The sequence below is a fragment of the Sphingobium phenoxybenzoativorans genome, assembly GCF_001757355.1.
Classification (GTDB): Bacteria; Pseudomonadota; Alphaproteobacteria; order Sphingomonadales; family Sphingomonadaceae; genus Sphingobium; species Sphingobium phenoxybenzoativorans.
Map to the genome: position 1 here is coordinate 44,944 of NZ_MINO01000019.1, position 19,648 is coordinate 64,591.

Below are 19,648 nucleotides of genomic sequence, written 5' to 3' on the forward strand. Positions count from 1 at the left end.
GCCCCCGAACCCATTATCGTCCTCGCCTCCCAGAGCGCGGGCCGCGCCGCGCTGTTGAAGGCGGCCGGTGTTCCGTTCGAAGCGCTGCATCCCGGCGTCGATGAGGAAGCGGCGAAGGAGGCTCTGCGCGCTGATGGCCTGGACGCGCGGGCGCTGGCCGATGCGCTGGCGGAGCTGAAAGGCCTTCGCGTTTCCCGTCGCATTCCCGGAACGCTTGTCCTCGGCTGCGATCAAACCCTTTCGCTGGATGATGGCCAGATGATCGACAAGGCTGTCGATCGTGAGGATGCGGTGCGTATTCTCACGCTCCTGTCGGGCAGGACGCACCATCTGCACAGCGCCGCCGTCATCGTGCATGGCGGCGTCCCGGTCTGGCGGCATGTGGAGCGGGTGCGGATGACGATGCGCCCGCTCAGCCCGGCCTTTATCGAACGCTATCTGGACGGCGACTGGGATCTGCTGCGCTGGTGCGTCGGCTGCTACCGGATCGAAGGGCCGGGGGCGCAGCTTTTCACGAAGGTCGAGGGCAGCCAGTTCGCGATTCAGGGCCTTCCCCTGCTGCCGCTGCTTGACTTCCTGCGCGTCCGCGGCCTTCTGCCTTCATGAGCCTTCCCTATGCAGAAGTGATCGGCGACCCCATCGCCCATTCCAAATCGCCGCTGATCCACAATTTCTGGCTGCAGAAGCTGGGCATAGAGGCGGAATATCGCAAGACGCATGTTACGCCGGAGGGCCTCGCCGCCTATTTCCTGCAGCGCCGCGGCGACAATGACTGGCTGGGGTGCAACGTCACCATTCCGCACAAGGTCGCGGTGATGGACTATACCGACGATCCGGGCGGCGTCCGCGCGCGCATCGGCGCGATGAACACCATCGCCTGTGAGACCGGCGGGCCGCTGATCGGCACCAATACCGATGCGGGCGGCTTCCTTCAGCCGCTGATCCACCGGAAGTGGAAGGGCGATCATGCGGTGCTGGTCGGCGCGGGCGGCGCGGCGCGCGCCATCCTGTTCGCGCTGGCAACGCTGGGCGTGCCGAAGATCACCATCATGGTCCGCGATCCCGCCAAGGGCCGCGCGCTGCTCGACCGGGCGGACATGCAGGGAGAGGTGATCACTCTTGCCGATCCGCTGCCCGCCGCGGACCTGCTCGTCAATTCGACCTCGCTCGGCATGATGGGCCAGCCGCCGCTGGACCTCGACCTTTCGCCTCTGCCCGCCACCGCCACTGTCTATGACATCGTTTATGCACCGCTCGAAACCGGCTTGCTCGCTGCCGCCCGCGCGCGGGGCCTTGCCGCGATTGACGGGCTGGAAATGCTCATCGGCCAGGCGGCGCTCGCTTTCGACATCTTCTTCGATGCAGAGGCGCCGCGCGAATATGACGATGAATTGCGCGCGCTCCTGACCGCATGAAACGGATCGGCCTCACCGGGTCCATCGGCATGGGGAAATCGGCGGTCGCCGCCATGCTCCGCCAGGAAGGCGTGCCGGTGTTCGATGCCGATGCGGAGGTGCACCGGCTGCAGGGGCCGGGCGGATCGCTGCTCCCGGCGATCGAGGCGCGCTTTCCCGGCACGACCGGCCCGGATGGCGTCGACCGGGCCAGGCTTGGCGCCGCCGTGTTCGGCCATCCGGAAGAATTGCGGGCGCTGGAATCGATCGTCCACCCCGCCGTTCGCGCCTCCCAGAAGCGATTCCTTCGCCGCAACCGGTCCCGGCCCGTCGTGGTGCTGGACATACCCCTGCTTTACGAGAGTCATGGCGAACGGAAGCTGGACGGCGTGATCGTCGTCAGCGCGTCGGCGTGGAAACAGCGCGCCCGCGTTCTCGCCCGTCCCGGTATGACCGTCGCAAAATTCAACCGGATCAAGCGTTTGCAGGTTCCAGACGCTGTTAAACGCCGCCGAGCCGACTATATTGTCGATACCGGCACGACCTTCGATCGCACCCGCGAACAGGTCCGCCGTCTCGTTACTTGCCTTCGCCGCAAAGCAGGCAGATAAATACAGGTCCACGGATGTCAGCAGAGTCGATGCGGGAAATCATTTTCGACACGGAAACAACCGGATTCGATCCCGCGAGCGGGGACAGGCTCGTGGAAATCGGCTGCATAGAACTGATCAACCGGGTGCCCACGGGCAACACCTTCCACGCTTATTATAATCCCCAGCGGTCGATGCCCGCGGCGGCGGAGGCCGTGCACGGCCTGTCGGACGCCTTCCTGTCGGACAAGCCCCTGTTCGCGGAGGGCATTGACGAACTGCTCGCATTCCTGGGCGACTGCCCGCTGGTGGCGCATAATGCGCGGTTCGACTTCGGCTTCCTCAACCACGAACTGACATTGTGCGGCCGGGTCGAGGTATCGATGGACCGCATGATCGATACGGTCGCCATCGCCCGCACCATGCATCCGGGCGCGAAGCACAGTCTGGATGCGCTCTGCACCCGGTACGGCATCGACCGCAGCCATCGCATCAAGCATGGCGCGCTGCTCGACGCGGAACTGCTTGCGCAACTTTATATAGAATTGACCGGCGGACGGCAGATCGGCCTCACGCTCGGATCGGAAAGGGAGGATCAGGATCGGCGGGAGGAAACGGCCTATTTGGCCGCTGTCCGTCCCGTCCGCCCCGCGCGGCCGCATGCGGCCACCGCGGAGGAACTGGAGCGGCACGCCGCGTTCCTCGCGACGCTGGATAAGCCGCTCTGGCTCGACGGGCTTGCTCCGGGATAGCCGGAGGGAGCCTTGAGGAGGCCGCCGCGTTCAAGAATTTGGGCGCGGGGTCAAGGGTTTAGCGGACCGCCACATCGGCATGACGCGACACCCACGGACCACCCCCGGTGGTCTGCAAGAACAAGGAGAAGGCAAGATGGATATTCGTGTTTCCGGTCATCAGGTGGAAACGGGCAACGCGCTCAAGGAGCATGTCTGGACCCGGCTCGAAGCGGTGGCCGAGAAATATTTCGCCCGGGCCATCTCCGCCCAGGTGACATTCCGCAAGGCGCCGCATGGCGCGTTCCACTGCGATATCGTCTGCCATGTCATGACCGGCCTTATTCTCAAGGGGGCGGGGGAAGCGCAGGAGGCGCATCCGGCGTTCGATATCGCCGCTGACCGTATCGAAAAACAGCTCCGCCGCTACATGCGCCGCCTGAAGGACCGGCATGTCCAGGCCGCCGCCGCAGAGGCCGTCAGGAGCGATCCCGTCAACGGGGGCCTTAACGGGCATGCGCTCAACGGTTTCGACAATGCGGGATACACCGTGTTCGCCGGCTATGACGATGAGGAGGAGCCGTCCGACGCGCCGCTGATCGTTGCGGAAACGCGGGTGGATATCCCCCAGGCGTCGGTATCGGACGCCGTGATGATGCTCGACCTGCGCAACACCAACGCGCTGCTGTTCGTGAATGCGGGCACGTCTGCCTATAATATGGTCTATCGCCGTCATGACGGGACGATCGGCTGGGTTGAACCCACGGTGGCCGTGGCCAACTGAGCATCCGCGGCCCGTCCCCTTTGTGGACGGGCCGTCCGGCCCTGCGGCTCGGCGGTTGACCTTCCGTACCGGTGGGACTAATGCGCCGGGCTTTGGTTCATGCCTGTGCCCGGCCCTTTTGCCGTGGCTGAATTGGGCGAAGCTGCCATTCCGAGTGTATCCATGATTCATTTCGACGATCTCCTCACCCCGAAGGCGCTGTCCAGCAATCTCTCGGTCACCGGCAAGAAACAGCTTTTCCTCAAGCTTGGGGAAATGGCGGCACTTGCCTATGGCCTTAATGCCGGGGCGGTGTCCGAACGGCTGACGGAACGGGAACGGCTGGGGTCGACCGGTTTCGGCGGCGGCATCGCGATCCCGCATGCGAAGATGGAGGGGATCGACAAGGTGCGCGGCCTGGTCGTCCTGCTTGACCAGCCGATCGGTTTCGACGCGGTGGACAATTCCCCCGTCGATGTGATCTTCGCCTTGCTCTCCCCGCTCGACAGCGGCGCGGAGCATCTCAAGACGCTAGCCCGCGTGTCGCGCTACCTGCGCAACGATAGCCAGATCACCCGCCTGCGCGGCGTCGGTTCGGATGAGGCGCTGTTTGCGCTCCTGTCCGGCAATGAGGCCCGTGACGCCGCCTGATATGGACGATGCGGTCCCGCCCAGCGGAGAGGCCGCGCATTTCCGCGCGCTTGAGCAGCTCTACCGCTCCGCCCCGATCAACCGGATGTTCCGGTCGGAACTCACCATTACCGGCGCTGGTCTTTCGCGCATCGATTTCGATGTCGACGAAAGCGTCTATCATGCGGCGGGCGCCGTACACGGCACCGTCTATTTCAAGATGCTGGACGATGCGGCCTTCTACGCCGCCAACAGCCTGGTCAGCGACCGCTTCCTGCTGACGACCAGTTTCAACCTGCTGTTCACCCGGCCGATCAAGCAGGGCCGCATCCGCGCCGAGGGCCGCTGGATCAGCGGCCGCCGCCGCGTTTACGTCGCGGAGGCCAGCCTGATCGATTCGGATGGCGAGGAGGTCGGACGCGGCACCGGCACCTTCATGCGCTCCGCATTTCCGCTCGCATCGCTGCCCGGCTACGCCCGGACAGATCCGCCGGCCGCCCGTGGCTGACCGGCTCGCCAGCCATATGCTGGCGGGCGCTCTCATCAGGCGGGCCGGACAGGAAGGCGGCTTTGCGGCCGTGCTGCGCAAGGGCGACGCGATCAGCGGCGTCATCCTGGTCCAATGTCTTGAAAGAGGCCGGAAAACCGGGTTGTTTGAGCGCGTGCCGGACTTTTCCGGCGGCTATCATATGGCGCCGTGCGGGCCTGCGGACGACTCCGATTCCGACGCCCTAACCCAATATATAGCGCGCCGGATGCGCGCCGACCCCGACCTGTGGTTAATAGAGCTGGACATCTCGGAAGCGGAACGGTTCGCCGCTGAAACGATCTGCTGAATATTGACTTAACCTGTATTGGTCCTCATAGGCCCCGCACGCTTCATCGCGCAGGTTACCTTTAGATGTCCGGGGGGGACGTCGAATGGCAAACACGCAGACGGGGGGCGGCCGGACGTCCAAATATATGTTCAGGGACGCGACGTCCAAGGGCCGACCAACCGCACAGTCTTGGAATTACATGAGTTTCCCGTTGCGCGTCGCCACGTTGGCGGCCTTTGCCATGACCGCTATCGCTGCAGCGATGGCCAGCGATGCATCCTTTGCCGGAGCGGCCGGTGCATCTTCAGACAGCATCCCCGCCGCGATTCGTGCGCCGCAGGACGCTCCGCTCTCCAATTCTTCAGGCGACAATATGGGCAAGCCAGGCGTTACCTTCGCCGCGCCCAGTGAAATCGTTCAGCCGCTGGCGTCCGATGCGACGCCCGCCCCGGCAACCGCCGCCGACGCCGCTTCGGCCGTATCCGCGCCGTCCAGCCTCGCCGCCCTCGTCACCGAACAGGGCGCGCCGGAGGAATTGACCGAACAGATGCAGTGCCTTGCCGGCGCCGTCTATTTCGAATCGAAGGGCGAAAGCCTCGCCGGTCAGCTCGCCGTCGCCCGCGTCATCATCAACCGCGTGAAGTCCGGCCGCTTCGCCGACAGCCTGTGCGGCGTCGTCTATCAGCCCGGCCAGTTCAGCTTCGTCCGCGGCCGCGCGATGCCCGCCATCGCCACCGCCGGCCGCGCCTGGCGCGAAGCCGTCGCCATTTCGCAGATCGCGATCGAGGATAGCTGGAACAGCCTTGCCGAAGGCGCGCTGTTCTTCCACGCCCGCCGCGTTTCGCCCGGCTGGGGCAAGGCCAAGGTGGCGCTGATCGACAATCACGTTTTCTATCGCTGATCCTTTCAGCGGTTCGAAAGAGGATGCGGCCGGTTCCGGGAACGGAATCGGCCTTTTCTTTGTTCCCTTCCTGTTCTAATGCTGAGGCATGGCCGAAGCGGATTGTTCACCCCTGACCGATGGCACGGCGCTGGCCGTTTCGCGCGGGATATTGCGGCTGTTTCAGCGGCACGACATTTTCGGCCAGTTGGAGGTTGCGCTGCCCAATGGCCGCCGCGCGGACATTATGGCGATCGATGGCGCGGGGCGTCTGGTGATCGTGGAGATCAAATGCAGCCGCGCGGACCTGCTCGGCGACATGAAATGGCCGGACTATTTCGACTATTGCGACCGTTTCTACTGGGCCGTGCCGGGGGGCTTTGATCTGTCCCCCTTTGACAGCGACGCCCTCTGGCCCGCCCGCACTGGCCTGATCGTTGCGGATCAATATGATGCGGAAATCCTGCGCCCCGCGCCGATGGAGCCGCTGGCCGCCGCCCGGCGCAAGGCGGAAACCCTCCGCTTTGCCCGCCGCGCCGCCCGGCGGCTGACGGCCCTGTCCGATCCCGACTATGCGGCGGAAATCGGGTTCGGGATGTAAAGCTCTAACCTATCAGTCAAAACGTGCTCCTGCGAAGGCAGGAGCCCAGTCCCAAGGTCTGAACTGGGCTCCTGCCTTCGCAGGAGCACCCTGATTGCCAGAAGCTTCCGAATTACATCCGTTCGCCATGAGCGATTGCTGCAAGCAGGCAGTCGAAGGGGGTATCACCGAACGTAGTGAGGCACTTCGCTCCGCTCAGCAGAAGGCTTCGACTTCGCTCAGCCCGAACGGATTTGGGATCGAAAGCCTACAAACTCGGCCCCTGCACCGGCCCACTGGTCGCTTTCGCGGGCTTGGCGTCGTCCAGCGCCTGGATCAGCCCCGGCGTGCGCCCATCCCGCGTCGCATAGTCGCGGGCGGACATGCCCGCGATGCTGTCGCGCTTCTCCGGGTTCGCGCCCAGGCTGACGAGCAGGCGGGTCATGGCCACATCGCGCAACTGCACCGCGCGGATCAGCGCCGTCTCGCCATTGTCGTTCGGCTTGTCGACCTGCGCGCCATTGCCCAGCAGGTAACGCACCCCGTCGATGAAGCGGAGCTGCACCGCGCTCAGCAGCGGCGTTTCCCCCCGGTTATCGGCCAGATTGGGATTCGCGCCCTTGCCCAGCAGGAAGCCGAGCCATGTCACGTCCCGCCGCGCGATCACGATATGCAGGGCGGTTTCCCCGGTGGTGACATCGCGCGTGTTGACGATGGTGCTGCCGGGCTTGTTGAGCGCGGTTGTCGCCTTGTCGCCGTCCCGGTCCTTTACGGCCTTCAGGAAATTATAGCTGTCGGAAAACTGCGCCGGCGCGATCGAGGGAACCGTCAGCATCAGCGCCGCCAGCGCCGCGCCCGCCGCCCGGATCGCACTGGATCGACGGCCCTTAAACTGCTGCATTCTGCTACCACCTGTTCGCAATTGCCAAAGCCAGTCTAGCAGGGCATGGCTGGCTTTGCCATGAACAAAGCGCTGATATCCCTCGTGTCGCCGCTCCTGCTGGCGCTCTCCGCCTGCGGCGGCGGCGATCAGTCGTCCTTCGAACAGGGCGCTCTCGCCGGGGCCAGCATCGGTGCGCCCTTCACCCTGACCGATCAGGACGGCAAGCGCGTCGCCTGGGACAGTTTCAAGGGCAAGTATCGCCTCGTCTATTTCGGCTACACCTATTGCCCGGACGTCTGCCCGGTCGACCTGCAGCGGATCACGCAGGCATACGGCAAGTTCGAAAAGGATTCGCCGGACCGCGCGGCGAAGCTGCAGCCGATCTTCATAACCGTCGATCCGCAGCGCGACACGCCGCCGGTGCTCAAAAACTATGTCGCCGCCTTCTCGCCCCGCCTGATAGGCCTCACCGGCACGCCGGACGAAATCGCCAAGGTCGCGAAGGATTTCGTGGTGATCTACGGCAAGGCGGATGAAAAGGACGCGAACGACTATCTCGTAAGTCACAGCCGCACGCCCTATCTCTTTGGTCCGGACGGCCAGCCGATCGCGCTGGTCCCGGTCGACGATCCCGGCACGAAGGAGGATGAAGGCTCCCCCGATGCCGTGCTCGCCGCGCTGGACCATTGGGTGAAGTAAGACTTGAACTTCTGGGAAAAACCGCTGGAGGATCTCAACCGGACGGAGTGGGAGGCTCTGTGCGACGGCTGCGGCAAATGCTGTCTGCACAAGGTGGAGGATGAGGATACGGGCAATATCTACCCGACCAACGTCGCCTGCCGCCTGCTCGACCGCGATACCGGGCGATGCTCCAATTACCGCAGCCGCCGGTCCTTCGTGCCGGATTGCGTGCGCCTGACGCCGGAGGCGGTGGCGCAGATCGTCTGGCTGCCCCGCACCTGCGCCTATCGTCTGCGCGCGGATGGCGATCCGCTGCCGGACTGGCATTATCTGATCAGCGGCGACCGGGAGGCCGTGCACCGCGCGGGCGAATCCGTGCGCGGCTGGACCGTGGCGGAGGTTGAGGCCGGCGATCTGGAAAATCACCTTGTCGACCGCGAACTTTGACAGCGAAATCCTGGTCGGCGGCATCGCCATGCCGGTGCGCGTCCGCCGCATGGCCCGCGCGCGCAACTACCGCCTGACCATCGATCCGGCGCATGGCGGCCTGCGCCTGTCCATCCCCGCGCGCGCCAACCTGCGCAAGGCGCTTGGCTGGGCGCAGGAGCATGAGGCGTGGGTCCAGACGCAACTTGCCGGCGCGCCGCTTCCCGTGCGCCTGTGCGACGGCGCGACCTTTCTGCTGGAGGGGCAGCCGGTGACGATCGTGTGGGACGCCAAGGCCCCCCGCCGCATCACGCTGGATGGTGACACTCTACGCGTCGGTGGCGCGGCGGAATCGGTCGGCGCGCGCCTGCTCCGTTGGCTGAAAGCCCGTGCGCGCGACGTGCTGGAGGCGGAAACCCGCGCGCTGGCGACCAATGCGAAACTCCCCCTTACCACCGTCAGCATCGGCGACCCGAAGGCGCGTTGGGGCAGTTGCTCGTCCTCGGGCGCGATCCGCTACAGTTGGCGCCTGATCCTCGCCCCGCCGGAAGTCCGCCAGTCCACCGTCGCCCACGAAGTCGCCCACCTCGCCCATATGGACCACAGCGCGGCATTCCACGCGGCGCATGCGCGGCTGCTGGGGCGCGATCCGGCTCCGTCGCGTCGGTGGCTGAAGGAACATGGGATGAGTTTGCATCGGGTTGGGGTGTAGGGGGCGGGCTGTCTCTACCGAACGTCATCCCAGCGAAGGCTGGGATCTTAGGCCTAGTCGCGCATCATCTCCTGAGATGCCAGCATACGCTGGCATGACGAGAAGGAGTGGGAGACACATAAATATTGGGCGTCGTTTCAACACTTCGTCATTCCCGCGCAGGCGGGAACCCATCTCTCCCGCCTCATGCCTTATATGGATTAGGGCTTTGGCAACCTTGAGAAGGCATAGCTGCGTGAGTTTCAGGGATTGTAGCAAATGCGATTTTCAGGCCGGCTAGCATTCGTTGCAATCGCAATCAGCTCAATTGCCTCGGGTTCAAGCCCCGCTTCGGCGTCACCACAGGGTATAGCGACGATCGCTCAATCGATCGGAATGTGTGAGCGCGCCACCCAAGGCGGGAAAATGGTATTCCCGCCTGATGCGCAGGCCTACTTTGGGGCTTTTGATGTCGGGACGACAAAAGCGCTGTCTAATCTCCCTGACTTGATCAAGCGCTATGCGAAAACTGGCGCGCTGTCTGTTGCGGATGCACCCAGCCTTTTTCTTCGTTTCTCGGCTCCGAATGGAGAAACATGGTCGGTCATTCGTGCCAAGACATTCACTTGCGACGTCGTTGCGACCGGCTTCCGCGGCTCGGAAACGGATCAGGACGTTCTCAATGACATGACAAAAAGTGGCTGGGTGTTGGTAAAATCTGTCCCCTCGGCGGTGCCTAACGGGCTCTCTCAATATGTGCTGACCAAGATGCTTCCTGCTTCGGGTGATCCCACCTATGGCATTAGGGCGCATATAAAAAGCATGGGGTTCGCAGCCTCTCTCGCTGGCGGCGTACAAATGGAAATCGATTTGGTCGCTGGGCAACTGTCCAGCCGTCAGCCTCAGAAGCCGTAAATTCACACCGCGTTTCTAAGCCCTCACCTGCGCAAATGCCTTGTCGAGCGGCATGGCGGGGCGGGGATCAGCCAAGGCTTCGGCAACGCGAACGCGCACCAGTTCATCCAATATCGCCTCTTCGCGATCCAGTGCGCGCAAGCCCGCTCGCATCACCTCGCTCATGGAGGCATATCGTCCCGACGCCAGATGACGCTCGGCATGCGACGCCATTTCGCCAAGCGTCACCGTGATTGATTTCGCAGCCGTGCCTACCTCCGGTTCAATATGATTTTATCATATTGCATCTCTGCCGAAGGAGCCAGTGGCTCGCCAGCGGCGCTCCGCAGGAAATGGACTAATTCTGCTGCTGCCCCTGCCCCTTGTCCTTGGCCGGCTTCTTCTCGCGGCCCAGCACATTGTCGATCCATCTTTGGTCGATCCGCGCCGGGGCTTCATAGGGCGTCGTGCCTGCGTCAGCCGGATCGGTGTCGTCATCGCTCTTCGCGCGCTCGATCGGCATGCCGTTCTCGTCGACGAACTGGCCGTTGTCGGGCTGGTTGAAATAGGTCTCGTCGTCCGGCTCCAGCTCATATTCGGGCAGGGTGACTTCGGTCTCGAACTCCTCGACCGGGCGCTTGGCGACGGCCACCTTCATATATTGGGCGAAGGCCGATGCAGGCGCGCGGCCGCCCTGCATCCCGCCCACGGCGCGGGCGTCGTCGCGGCCCATCCAGACGCCGGTGGTGATGCCGCTGGAAAAGCCCAGGAACCAGCCATCCTTGTTGCTGCTGGTCGTGCCGGTCTTGCCCGCGACCGGGCGGCCGATCTGCGCGGCCTTGCCGGTGCCGGTGTTGACGGCGGTCTGGAGGAGGTCGGTGATCCCGGCCGCAACCCACGGGGCGACCAGCACGCGGCTGGTATCATCCTTATGCTCGTAGAGCAGGCGGCCGTCCGCGGTCGTGACCTTGGTGATGCCATAGGGGCTGACCGCCACGCCCTTGCGCGCGAAGGAGGCGAAGGCGCGGGTCATGTCGATCAGGCGCACGTCGGACGTGCCGAGCACCATCGACGGGTGCGTGCTGATCGGCGTCGAAATCCCGAACCGCCGGGCCATGTCGGCGACGGTCGCAAAGCCGACCTCCACGCCCAGTTTCGCCGCGATCGTGTTGATCGAATAGGCGAAGGCGGTGCGGATATCGATCTTGCCGGAATAGCGGCGGGAGCTGTTGCGCGGCTGCCATCCGTTGATGTCGACCGGCTCGTCGACCACGGCGGTTTCGGGCGTATAGCCCGCCTCCAGCGCCGCCATATAGACGAACAGCTTGAACGCCGATCCCGGCTGGCGCGTCGCCTGCGTCGCGCGGTTATAATTGGACGTCACATAATCGAGGCCGCCGACCATCGCCCGCACTGCCCCGTCGCGGTCCAGCGAGACAAGGGCACCCTGCGTGCTGCCCGGCGCATTCTGTTTGATCGCGGCGGTGGCGGCGCGCTGCATCGGCAGGTCAATGGTGGTGTAGACCTCCAGCGGCTCCAGCGGCTCGTCGACCAGCGTCTCAAGCTGCGGCAGCACCCAGTCGGTGAAGTAACGCACGCTGTTCTGCGGCGGCTCCGGGGCCAGCTTCACGGCCTTCACATTCGCCGTGGCCAGTTCGTCTCCGGTAATCGCGCCATTTTCGCGCATCAGCTCCAGCACCACGCCCGCGCGCCCGACGGCGGCGTCGGCGTCCGCCGTGGGGGAGTAGCTGGACGGGGCCTTGACCAGCCCCGCGATGATCGCCGCTTCGGGCAGGTTCAGCGTATTCGCCGCATGGCCGAAGAATTTCCGGCTCGCCGCATCGATGCCATAGGCTCCGCCGCCGAAATAGACCTTGTTCAGATACAGCTCCAATATCTGCTGCTTGCTGAACTTGCGCTCCAGCGCCAGCGCCAGGATCATCTCGCGGATTTTCCGGCCGAACGTGTAGCTGTTGTTGAGGAAGATATTGCGCGTCACCTGCTGGGTGATGGTGGATGCGCCCTGCATGCGGCGGCCGGTGCCGCGATTGACCAGCGCCAGATAGGATGCGCGGGTCAGGCCGATCGGGTCGACGCCGGGGTGCAGGTAGAAACGCTTGTCCTCCGTCGACACCATCGCATCGACCATGACGGACGGGATCTGGTCGAACGCCATCCACCGGCCGAAACTCGGCCCCAGCGCCACGATCACGGACCCGTCGGCGGCGTGGACGCGGATCATCTGGCCATTGGGCGAGGATTTCAGCGCTTCATAATTGGGCAGCGACTGCATGGCGATGACCACCGCCACCACCAGCGCAAGCAGTCCGCCGACGAACGCCAGTCCGCCGATCTTCAGGCCCGTGACCAGCCAGCGCTTTGCCCGCGCGGGCCAGCCGTCGTCCGGCGCCGATGTCTTCCTGCCCGCTTTTGCCATGTTGGTTGCCGCCCGATACGCGCTATCGCCCGCTCCTACAAGCGGAACAGGGCTTTACGGTGGCTGAATGACGTCAATCGGGTGCGGGAATCGGCGCTGGACTGTCCGCGAGCCAGAATATTCGTGACATTGTAACAACGAACGGGGACATTCGCCGGGAACCCTTGATCGAAGGAACCCCCCGCAGATGCGCCTTCCGCTTTTTCTGTCCGCCCTGATATGCGCGATCGCCGCGGTTCCGGCCTGGGCGGACGAGGGGGAGATACCCCCGGAAATCTACGGCAACTACGCGCCGGCGGGCGATTGCGCCAAACAGCCCCGCGTCACCGTGAGCAAGGGCGGCGTTTTCCTCGACACCGCCGCCGGCAAGTCCGGCCCCCTGCCGGTCAGCGTCTGCTATAGTTGCGCGGGCGGCGCGCGATATGAGGGCATTCAGCGCTGGGTCTATGTCAAATATGGCAAGGACAAATGGGGCGGCGACAATATGCCCGTCATCCTGATGTTCAATGCGGAGGAGAAAAAGGGGTCGGTGCTGGTCGAGCATGACAATACGCTGAAAACGCCGATCGGCGCGGCGATGGGTCAGGTCGTTCAGGCCCGGTCGCTCAGGATCTGCAGGGCCGGAGCAGGAGCAGGAGCCGCGCCCGTTGCCCCCGCCCCCGCCGCCAAAATGCCCCCTGCGGCCGGAAAACCCGTGACCCCGCCGCTGACCGCCGCTCCGGCATCGCCCGCGCAGGGGCTGGCGGGCGCGCTGGGCGCCTTGCTGCGTCCCGCCACCCTGCCCGCGAACAGCTTCTACGACTGGCGTCAGCTTGAAACCGCGCCCTTCGTCACCTGGGCGGCGCTACCGCCGCAGATGCTCGACAAGCCGATGTCCAACGGCGAATTTTTCCGCCGCGCCGGGATCGCCACGGTGAAGGGGCAGCAGATCAAGGTGCTGGCGGGCGGCGCGCGGACGATGGTGATGAACCTCTATTTCCGCAATGACGGCCCGGCCGTTGGTGAAGCGGCGCTGCTCTCCGCCCTGCGGGAGAAGGGGCATGCGGTTGTCCCGGTCCGCTGCGCGAAGCTCAGGACCATGCCCGCGCCGAAATGGTATCGCCTGTCGGGTCCCGGCAGGCAGCCAGCTCTCCTCTGGTTCGCCCCGGCGCGCGGGCAGCAGCAGCCATGGGAGGGGATGAGCCTGCAACTGGACGGCAAGCTGCCGCCGATGACGCCGCAGGAGGCCGCCGTCTACACCGATCGCTGCCAGTAGCCCGCATCATTTCCTACCGTTCACCCTGAGTTTGTCGGAGGACTCAGTCCGAACGGTAGTGAAAGCATGCTGATTTGATACGGGGCGTCTGTCCAACGCTCGCGAACCCCAAGCCGCTATCCACGCGTAGGACGAGCCGCTACTCTTTCCCGATAACCAAAGGGGCAAGCCACAATGGAGCCGATGCAGCTTTTCGAACTGATGATCGCGATGTTGCTGGCGATCATCGGGCTTCATTATGTGGCGCATCGCCTTGCCCTGCCGCCCGCCGTCGCGCTGCTGACCGGCGGCGCGCTCCTCGCCTTCATTCCTGGCCTGCCGGTGATCGCGCTCGACCCGGAACTGGTGCTGGTCATCTTCCTGCCGCCGCTGTTGATGGACGGGGCATGGTTCATCGCGCTGGGGCATCTCAAGCGGCACATGTTCGGCATCCTCTCGCTGGCCGTGGGCGCGGTGCTGTTCACCACCATTGTTATCGCCGCCGTCACCCACTGGCTGTTCCCGTCGCTGCCCTGGGCGGCCTGCGCGGCGCTGGGCGCGATCGTCTCGCCGCCTGACGCCGTGTCGGCGCGCGCCGTGCTGTCGCGGGTGAAGCTGCCCCGGCGGCTTTCGATTCTGCTGGAGGGGGAAAGCCTGCTCAACGACGCCAGCGGCCTTGTCCTTTTCCGCTTCGCCATCGCCGCGGGGGTGACCGGCGCGTTCAGCACGGTGGATGCGCTGGAGAGCTTTGCGCTGCTCGCCGCCGGCGGGGCGGTGGTCGGCGCAGTCGTGGGCGCGGCCTGGGTGCTGGCGGTCAAGCGGCTGGGCGACGAATATCTGATGATCGCCGCGTCCATGCTCGCGCCCTGGGCCGCCTATCTGCTGGCGGAGATGCTGCATGTGTCGGGCGTGATCGCGACGGTGATGACCGGCCTTATCTGCGGCTGGTATCAGCATGTCGTGTTCACCGCCGCCGTGCGCATGCGCGGCACCGCCTTCTGGGCGGTGATGATCTTCCTGATGGAGGCGGCGGTGTTCCTGCTGATCGGCTCCTCGCTGCGCGACGTGGTGGATCGCGTCGGCGGCTTCGGCGTGGTGATGGGCCAGATGGCGGTGCCTGTCCTGCTGATCCTCGTCGCCCTGGTCGCCGCGCGCTTCGTCTGGGTGTTCGCGTCGGAGGGCGTCATCCACGCGCTACGGGCGTTGGGTCTGCGCCGCTACCGGCCGATGGGGTCGCGTTCCGCCGTGGTGCTCAGTTGGGCGGGAATGCGCGGCGTGGTGACGCTGGCCGTGGCGCTCAGCGTGCCCGCCGATTTCCCCGGCCGTGATTTCATGCTGGTCGCGGCCTTCGGCGTGATCCTGGGCACGGTGCTGGTCCAGGGCATGACGCTCGGCCGCCTGATCGGCTGGGCGCGGCTGTCGGAGCCGGAAAGCGACCGCCCGCGCATGACGATGAGCGAGGCGGAGGCGGCCATGGCCAAGGCGCAGGTCGCCGTGGTCGAAACCGGCGCCTTTGACGTGGACGGGAAGCTGGTCCACCCGCAACTGCTGGAACGCTACCGCCGCCGCGCCGTGATCTCCGCCGACTATGCTGGGCGCGAAGACCATTTTTCGGACACGCTGCACGCCCATTTCGATCTGGTGCTGGTGGCCATCGCCGCTGGCCGCGCCGAACTCATCCGCCTCCACCGCGCGGGCGACATCGACGAGCGGACCCTGCACGAACTGGAGCGCGACCTGGACCTGGAGGAACTGAGCGCCCTGTCGGCGAAGGCGTGAGGGGAGTTTGATAATAGTTGATAACAAGATTATAGTGGCGATGTAGGAGACCGCCGATGATCAGCGCCGACTTGGGCCAGCAACTCGAATCCTTCGTTTCGAAAATGGTGGAATCGGGCCGCTATAATTCGAAAAGCGAAGTTCTGCGTGAAGGCGTGCGTCTCGTTCAGGACCGCGAGGCGCGGCTGGCGGCGCTGGACGCGGCCATTGCGCGCGGGCTGGCGGATGCCGACGCTGGGCGCACGCAACCGGCGGATGCCGTCTTTGAGCGGCTGGAAGCGAAATATAGAGCGATGCTGCGCGACCCGGAATGATCGTCGAAATATCGGCTGAGGCCGAGCGCGATCTGGAAAGGATCGGCGACTTCATCGCCCGTGATAATCCGCGCCGCGCACTGACCTTCCTGCAAGAACTGCGCGCAAAATGCATGAGCCTTGCCGGCCTGCCCAACGGCTTTCCACTTGTCCCGCGCTATGAGGCGCTTGGAATCCGTAAACGCGGACATGGCGATTATCTGATATTCTACCGGGTAGACGCAGAGAAAGTAGTCATTATCCACATCCTGCATGGCGCGCAGGATTATGGTGAAATTCTTTCGCTTCTATAGGCCGCATCCTGGCCAATCATACGCCGGTAAAAGGACCTATTCTTCCCGCGGCTTGAAATCCAGCGACGCGCTGTTCATGCAGTAGCGCAGGCCGTTCACGCCCGGCCCGTCCGGGAACACATGGCCCAGATGCCCTTCGCACTTGGCGCAGAGCACCTCTACCCGGCGCATGCCGTGGCTGACGTCGACCTTCTCCTCGACCGCATCGGCGTCGACCGGCGCGGTGAAGCTGGGCCAGCCGGAGCCGCTGTCATATTTCTCGTCCGCGTCGAACAGCTCCGCGCCGCATCCCGCGCAATAATAGGTGCCGTCCGCCTTGTTGGCGTTATATTTGCCGGTAAAGGCCCGCTCGGTCCCCGCCTCCCGCAGCACATGATATTGCTCCGGCGACAGTTTCTCGCGCCATTCGGCGTCGGTCAGGTTCAGCTTTTCCATGCGCGCAATATGGTGCGGGCGCGGCGGGGGATCAATGGTGTTGGCATTTCCCGTCAAAGAGCTTGCGCTTACCCTAACCCCGGTCGTGCTGAGTAGAGACTGAGCTTGTCGAAGGCTCATATCGAAGCACCTTCGCGCCCAGCTCAGATCCTTCGATACGCCACTTCGACAAGCTCAGTGGCTACTCAGGACGAACGGATGGGGAGTAGCGAAACCTTTAGGGGCAATCCGTCACGAAATATGCACCGCCTTGGTGATCATATGCGCCATGATCCCTTCTGGGCCATCCTCGGACCCATGGCCGCTCTCCTTCACCCCGCCAAACGGACTGTCGGGCCAGCTCAGCCGCACAGTGTTGATCGCGACCATGCCCGCCTCGATCGCGTCGCCCAGCATATTCTGCCTGCGCCCGCTCTCGGTGAAGCAATAGGCGGCAAGGCCGAAGGGCAGGCGGTTCGCCTCCGCCACCGCCTCGTCGAACGTGCCGAAGGGCCGGATCATCGCCAGCGGCCCGAACGGCTCCTCATGCATCGCCTTGGCGGACAGCGGCACGTCGGCCAGCACGGTGGGCTGGAAGAAGAATCCGGCATTGCCGCTCCGCTCGCCCCCGGCCAGCACCTTGGCGCCCTCCGCGCGCGCATCCTCGACCAGCGCGGCGATGGCCTCGGGGCGGCGGGGATTGGCCATCGGTCCCATCTGGCTGGCCGCGTCCATGCCGTCGCCGATCTTCAGCGCCCTGGTCCGCTCGGCGAACCCGGCGACGAAGCGGTCGTAAATCCCCTCCTGCACGGTGAAGCGGGTCGGCGCCACGCACACCTGCCCCGCATTGCGGAACTTGTGGGTGACAAGCACGTCCAGCGTCTTGTCCAGGTCGCAATCGTCGAACACCAGCACCGGGCCATGCCCGCCCAGCTCCATCGTGGTGCGCATCATCGTGTCTGCGGCCAGCTTCATCAGATGCTTGCCGACCGGCACCGACCCGGTGAAGCTCAGCTTCTTGGTGATGGGCGAGGCTAGCAACTGGCGCGACACCATGTCGGGCACGCCGAATACGCATTGCGCCACGTCACCGGGCAGGCCCGCATCCTGGAAACAGCGCAGCACCTCCACCGCGCAGCCCGCCGTTTCCTCGCTCGGCTTGATGATGATCGAGCATCCCGCCGCCACGGCAGGCGCTATCTTGCGGACCACATTCATCACCGGGAAGTTCCATGCGCAGAAGGCGGCGACCGGCCCGACCGGCTGATGCAGCACCAGCGATCGCGTGCCGCTCGGCCGCGGCAGCACCCGGCCATAGATGCGCACCGCCTCGCCCGCGTGGAAATCCAGCAGCGCCGCCGCCGCCAGCACCTCGCCCTTGGCCTCCGCCTGGATCTTGCCTTCCTCCAGCGTCGCGAGCCGCGCCAGCAGGTCGGCCCGCTCGCGGATCAGGGCGGCGGTCTTGTTGAGCACGGCGGCGCGCTGCTCCGGCGCGGTCTTGCTCCACTTGGCAAAGCCGCGCTGCGTCGCCTCCAGCGCGCGGTCCAGATCGTCGGGCGTCGCCAGCGGCAATCCGCCCTGCCCCGCGCCGCTGGCCGGGTTCAGCACGTCATGCGTATCGCGCCCCGCACCGGCCAGCCACTCGCCGCCGATATAGAGTCCAAGCCGTGCCTCATATGCCGTCGCCATGTGCGTCCTCGCGTCGATTGGGGAAGGGAAGGATGATGTGAGCGCAGATAGAATGTTGCGCGGCGCAACACCAGAGGGTGTCCGCATAAGCCCCAAACTCCCCATCCGGCCGGTTCGCGCTTTGTGATGCTGGATGGGAATCGTGCTCCTGCGAAAGCAGGAGCCCAGTCCCGCCCTCTGAACTGGGCTCCTGCTTTCGCAGGAGCACGCCGCGTTTTCCTCCCATAAGGCCGATCACCGCACCACAAACCGCACCTGGTCCACGATCCGGCCTGAAGGATCGGCCAGCGCCAGCCGGTGCGCGCCCGGTCCGGCCAATATCTGCGGCCGCGCATCGGCTTCGCCCAGGTCGCGATTGTCGAGCAGCAGCCGGTGCCCCGCCACCAGCCCCGTCACCTCCGCGCCCAGCCGTTGCCGGTCGATGGGAATGTCCGGGTCCAGCGCATAGACGCTGCCATTGACCGGATTGACGATGCGCGGGCGGCGCGCGGCCTCCGGCGCGAAGGCCAGCGCCGGCTGGCCTGTCCCCTTCACGAACCATTCGTCCCGCTGCGGCTCTATGCTGTTCTGAAAGGCGACCCGCCGCTGCTCCATGCCGTCCGGGCGCGGCGGGGTCTGCCCCGGCTGCCCGGCATGCAGCGCCAGCATCACGTCGCGCCACACCGGGGCCGCGCCGCTGGTGCCCGACACCGCCTTCATCGAATCCCCCTCCAGATTGCCGACCCACACGGCGACGGTGAAGCGGTCGGAATAACCCACGCACCAATTATCGCGCATCGCCTTCGACGTGCCGGTCTTGACCGCCGTCCAGAAGGGCAGGCGCAGCGCGGAATCGACGCCGAAGGTGCGGGTGCGCGCCGAGGCGTCGGACAATATGTCGGATATGATCCATGCGGCCTGCGGTGACACGATGCCGCGCGGCGCGTCATGCCCCTCCTCCGCGCGAAGCCGCAGCGGCGACCATTGCCCGCCATTGGCCAGCGTGCGGTACGCATTCGCCTGTTCCAGCAAAGTCACCTCCGCCGACCCCAGCGCCAGGCTGAACCCGTAATAGCTGCCATCCTCGGTCAGCCCGCGATAGCCCAGATCCCAGAGGCGATCGCGGAACGTCTCCACCCCGTCCAGCAGCAGCGCGCGCACGGCCGGGACGTTCAGCGACCCTGCCAGCGCGCTGCGCACCGACACCGGCCCCTTGAAGCTGCGGTCGTAATTTTGCGGCACATAAAGGCCCGACGCCGTGTCGAGCTGCACCGGCGAATCCTCCAGGATCGACGCCGCCGTCAGCCACCCGCGCTCGATCACCTGCGCGTAGAGGAAGGGTTTCAGGGTCGATCCCGCCTGCCGGTACGCATCCGCCCCGTCCACCGCCGCCGCCGTCGATCCCAGCCCGACGCCGCCGACATAGGCCAGCACGTCGCCGGTCTTGTTATCGACCACCACCACCGCCCCGTCGCGCGCCCGGTCCGGCCCCAGCCCCTGCAATTGCCGCTTGAGCGCGACCGCCGCCAGCCGCTGCAACCGCGCGTC

24 protein-coding genes are annotated in these 19,648 nt (G+C 65.2%); 18 read left to right on the forward strand and 6 right to left on the reverse strand.

What is annotated here, in order from left to right; genetic code table 11:
• Nucleotides 1-12: 12 nt before the first annotated feature.
• The 10 genes from BHQ40_RS11585 (at nucleotide 13) to BHQ40_RS11630 (ending at nucleotide 6,407) form a co-directional block, all read left to right on the forward strand.
• The gene (locus tag BHQ40_RS11585) at nucleotides 13-606 is read left to right on the forward strand and encodes a Maf family protein (RefSeq protein WP_070156085.1); all 594 of its coding nucleotides are present in this window, start codon (nucleotides 13-15) and stop codon (nucleotides 604-606) included.
• Nucleotides 603-1,415, forward strand: a complete 813-nt coding sequence (aroE, locus tag BHQ40_RS11590) for a shikimate dehydrogenase (protein ID WP_070156060.1) — start codon at nucleotides 603-605, stop codon at nucleotides 1,413-1,415. The genes BHQ40_RS11585 and aroE overlap by 4 nt, the downstream gene beginning before the upstream one ends.
• Complete coding sequence (gene coaE / locus BHQ40_RS11595; protein WP_070156061.1) at nucleotides 1,412-2,005, forward strand: dephospho-CoA kinase; 594 nt, start codon at nucleotides 1,412-1,414, stop codon at nucleotides 2,003-2,005. Before aroE ends, coaE begins: the two co-directional genes overlap by 4 nt.
• A gap of 29 nt (nucleotides 2,006-2,034) precedes the next feature.
• Nucleotides 2,035-2,736 carry a DNA polymerase III subunit epsilon gene (dnaQ, locus tag BHQ40_RS11600; protein WP_070156062.1) on the forward strand — a complete coding sequence of 234 codons (702 nt, stop codon included), beginning with the start codon at nucleotides 2,035-2,037 and terminating at the stop codon, nucleotides 2,734-2,736.
• A gap of 136 nt (nucleotides 2,737-2,872) precedes the next feature.
• A complete protein-coding gene (hpf, locus tag BHQ40_RS11605; protein ID WP_070156063.1) occupies nucleotides 2,873-3,499 on the forward strand; it encodes a ribosome hibernation-promoting factor, HPF/YfiA family in 627 nt (208 codons plus the stop codon).
• A 162-nt stretch (nucleotides 3,500-3,661) separates the two neighbouring features.
• The gene (locus tag BHQ40_RS11610) at nucleotides 3,662-4,129 is read left to right on the forward strand and encodes a PTS sugar transporter subunit IIA (RefSeq protein WP_070156064.1); all 468 of its coding nucleotides are present in this window, start codon (nucleotides 3,662-3,664) and stop codon (nucleotides 4,127-4,129) included.
• Nucleotides 4,107-4,616 carry a PaaI family thioesterase gene (locus tag BHQ40_RS11615; protein ID WP_070156065.1) on the forward strand — a complete coding sequence of 170 codons (510 nt, stop codon included), beginning with the start codon at nucleotides 4,107-4,109 and terminating at the stop codon, nucleotides 4,614-4,616. Before BHQ40_RS11610 ends, BHQ40_RS11615 begins: the two co-directional genes overlap by 23 nt.
• A gap of 16 nt (nucleotides 4,617-4,632) precedes the next feature.
• Nucleotides 4,633-4,944, forward strand: coding sequence for a DUF1491 family protein (locus BHQ40_RS11620; RefSeq protein WP_070156086.1), 312 nt, complete (start codon nucleotides 4,633-4,635; stop codon nucleotides 4,942-4,944).
• A 181-nt stretch (nucleotides 4,945-5,125) separates the two neighbouring features.
• Complete coding sequence (locus tag BHQ40_RS11625; RefSeq protein WP_070156066.1) at nucleotides 5,126-5,827, forward strand: cell wall hydrolase; 702 nt, start codon at nucleotides 5,126-5,128, stop codon at nucleotides 5,825-5,827.
• 88 nt (nucleotides 5,828-5,915) lie between these two features.
• A complete protein-coding gene (locus BHQ40_RS11630) occupies nucleotides 5,916-6,407 on the forward strand; it encodes an MmcB family DNA repair protein (RefSeq protein WP_070156067.1) in 492 nt (163 codons plus the stop codon).
• Nucleotides 6,408-6,654: 247 nt separating this feature from the next.
• Here the strand turns inward: BHQ40_RS11630 and BHQ40_RS11635 are convergent, their stop codons facing one another.
• Nucleotides 6,655-7,221 carry an ankyrin repeat domain-containing protein gene (locus BHQ40_RS11635; protein ID WP_253183339.1) on the reverse strand — a complete coding sequence of 189 codons (567 nt, stop codon included), beginning with the start codon at nucleotides 7,219-7,221 and terminating at the stop codon, nucleotides 6,655-6,657.
• Nucleotides 7,222-7,332: 111 nt separating this feature from the next.
• On the opposite strand from BHQ40_RS11635, the gene BHQ40_RS11640 reads away from it, so the two are divergent.
• The 4 genes from BHQ40_RS11640 to BHQ40_RS11655 all read left to right on the forward strand — a co-directional run bounded on the left by BHQ40_RS11640 (nucleotide 7,333) and on the right by BHQ40_RS11655 (nucleotide 9,982).
• Nucleotides 7,333-7,968 carry an SCO family protein gene (locus BHQ40_RS11640; RefSeq protein WP_171905837.1) on the forward strand — a complete coding sequence of 212 codons (636 nt, stop codon included), beginning with the start codon at nucleotides 7,333-7,335 and terminating at the stop codon, nucleotides 7,966-7,968.
• Nucleotides 7,969-7,971: 3 nt separating this feature from the next.
• Nucleotides 7,972-8,397: a YcgN family cysteine cluster protein gene (locus BHQ40_RS11645; RefSeq protein WP_070156068.1), complete on the forward strand. Its 426-nt coding sequence runs from the start codon at nucleotides 7,972-7,974 to the stop codon at nucleotides 8,395-8,397.
• On the forward strand, nucleotides 8,378-9,088 hold the full coding sequence (locus tag BHQ40_RS11650; protein WP_253183336.1) for a M48 family metallopeptidase: 711 nt from the start codon (nucleotides 8,378-8,380) through the stop codon (nucleotides 9,086-9,088). Before BHQ40_RS11645 ends, BHQ40_RS11650 begins: the two co-directional genes overlap by 20 nt.
• Nucleotides 9,089-9,493: 405 nt before the next feature.
• On the forward strand, nucleotides 9,494-9,982 hold the full coding sequence (locus tag BHQ40_RS11655; protein ID WP_070156069.1) for a hypothetical protein: 489 nt from the start codon (nucleotides 9,494-9,496) through the stop codon (nucleotides 9,980-9,982).
• 15 nt (nucleotides 9,983-9,997) lie between these two features.
• Here BHQ40_RS11655 and BHQ40_RS11660 read toward each other — a convergent pair whose 3' ends face one another.
• Together BHQ40_RS11660 and BHQ40_RS11665 are read right to left on the reverse strand one after the other, a co-directional pair.
• Nucleotides 9,998-10,249: a ribbon-helix-helix domain-containing protein gene (locus tag BHQ40_RS11660; RefSeq protein WP_290438427.1), complete on the reverse strand. Its 252-nt coding sequence runs from the start codon at nucleotides 10,247-10,249 to the stop codon at nucleotides 9,998-10,000.
• A gap of 70 nt (nucleotides 10,250-10,319) precedes the next feature.
• Nucleotides 10,320-12,398 (reverse strand): transglycosylase domain-containing protein, encoded by a 2,079-nt coding sequence (locus BHQ40_RS11665; RefSeq protein ID WP_070156070.1) that lies wholly within the window; start codon nucleotides 12,396-12,398, stop codon nucleotides 10,320-10,322.
• Nucleotides 12,399-12,585: 187 nt separating this feature from the next.
• Between BHQ40_RS11665 and BHQ40_RS26505 the strand changes: the two genes are divergently transcribed.
• The 4 genes from BHQ40_RS26505 to BHQ40_RS11685 all read left to right on the forward strand — a co-directional run bounded on the left by BHQ40_RS26505 (nucleotide 12,586) and on the right by BHQ40_RS11685 (nucleotide 16,018).
• On the forward strand, nucleotides 12,586-13,653 hold the full coding sequence (locus BHQ40_RS26505) for a hypothetical protein (protein WP_070156071.1): 1,068 nt from the start codon (nucleotides 12,586-12,588) through the stop codon (nucleotides 13,651-13,653).
• A gap of 174 nt (nucleotides 13,654-13,827) precedes the next feature.
• The gene (locus BHQ40_RS11675) at nucleotides 13,828-15,411 is read left to right on the forward strand and encodes a Na+/H+ antiporter (RefSeq protein ID WP_070156072.1); all 1,584 of its coding nucleotides are present in this window, start codon (nucleotides 13,828-13,830) and stop codon (nucleotides 15,409-15,411) included.
• Between the two features lie 56 nt (nucleotides 15,412-15,467).
• Nucleotides 15,468-15,725: a type II toxin-antitoxin system ParD family antitoxin gene (locus BHQ40_RS11680; protein ID WP_070156073.1), complete on the forward strand. Its 258-nt coding sequence runs from the start codon at nucleotides 15,468-15,470 to the stop codon at nucleotides 15,723-15,725.
• On the forward strand, nucleotides 15,722-16,018 hold the full coding sequence (locus tag BHQ40_RS11685; protein ID WP_070156074.1) for a type II toxin-antitoxin system RelE/ParE family toxin: 297 nt from the start codon (nucleotides 15,722-15,724) through the stop codon (nucleotides 16,016-16,018). Before BHQ40_RS11680 ends, BHQ40_RS11685 begins: the two co-directional genes overlap by 4 nt.
• Nucleotides 16,019-16,054: 36 nt before the next feature.
• On the opposite strand, the gene msrB is transcribed toward BHQ40_RS11685, so the two are convergent.
• The 3 genes from msrB to BHQ40_RS11700 form a co-directional block, all read right to left on the reverse strand.
• Nucleotides 16,055-16,453, reverse strand: a complete 399-nt coding sequence (gene msrB / locus BHQ40_RS11690; RefSeq protein WP_070156091.1) for a peptide-methionine (R)-S-oxide reductase MsrB — start codon at nucleotides 16,451-16,453, stop codon at nucleotides 16,055-16,057.
• A gap of 231 nt (nucleotides 16,454-16,684) precedes the next feature.
• Nucleotides 16,685-18,121 carry an NAD-dependent succinate-semialdehyde dehydrogenase gene (locus BHQ40_RS11695; RefSeq protein WP_070156075.1) on the reverse strand — a complete coding sequence of 479 codons (1,437 nt, stop codon included), beginning with the start codon at nucleotides 18,119-18,121 and terminating at the stop codon, nucleotides 16,685-16,687.
• 234 nt (nucleotides 18,122-18,355) lie between these two features.
• Nucleotides 18,356-19,648 (reverse strand): penicillin-binding transpeptidase domain-containing protein (locus BHQ40_RS11700; protein WP_253183338.1); only part of this gene is annotated, 1,293 nt, incomplete at its 5' end.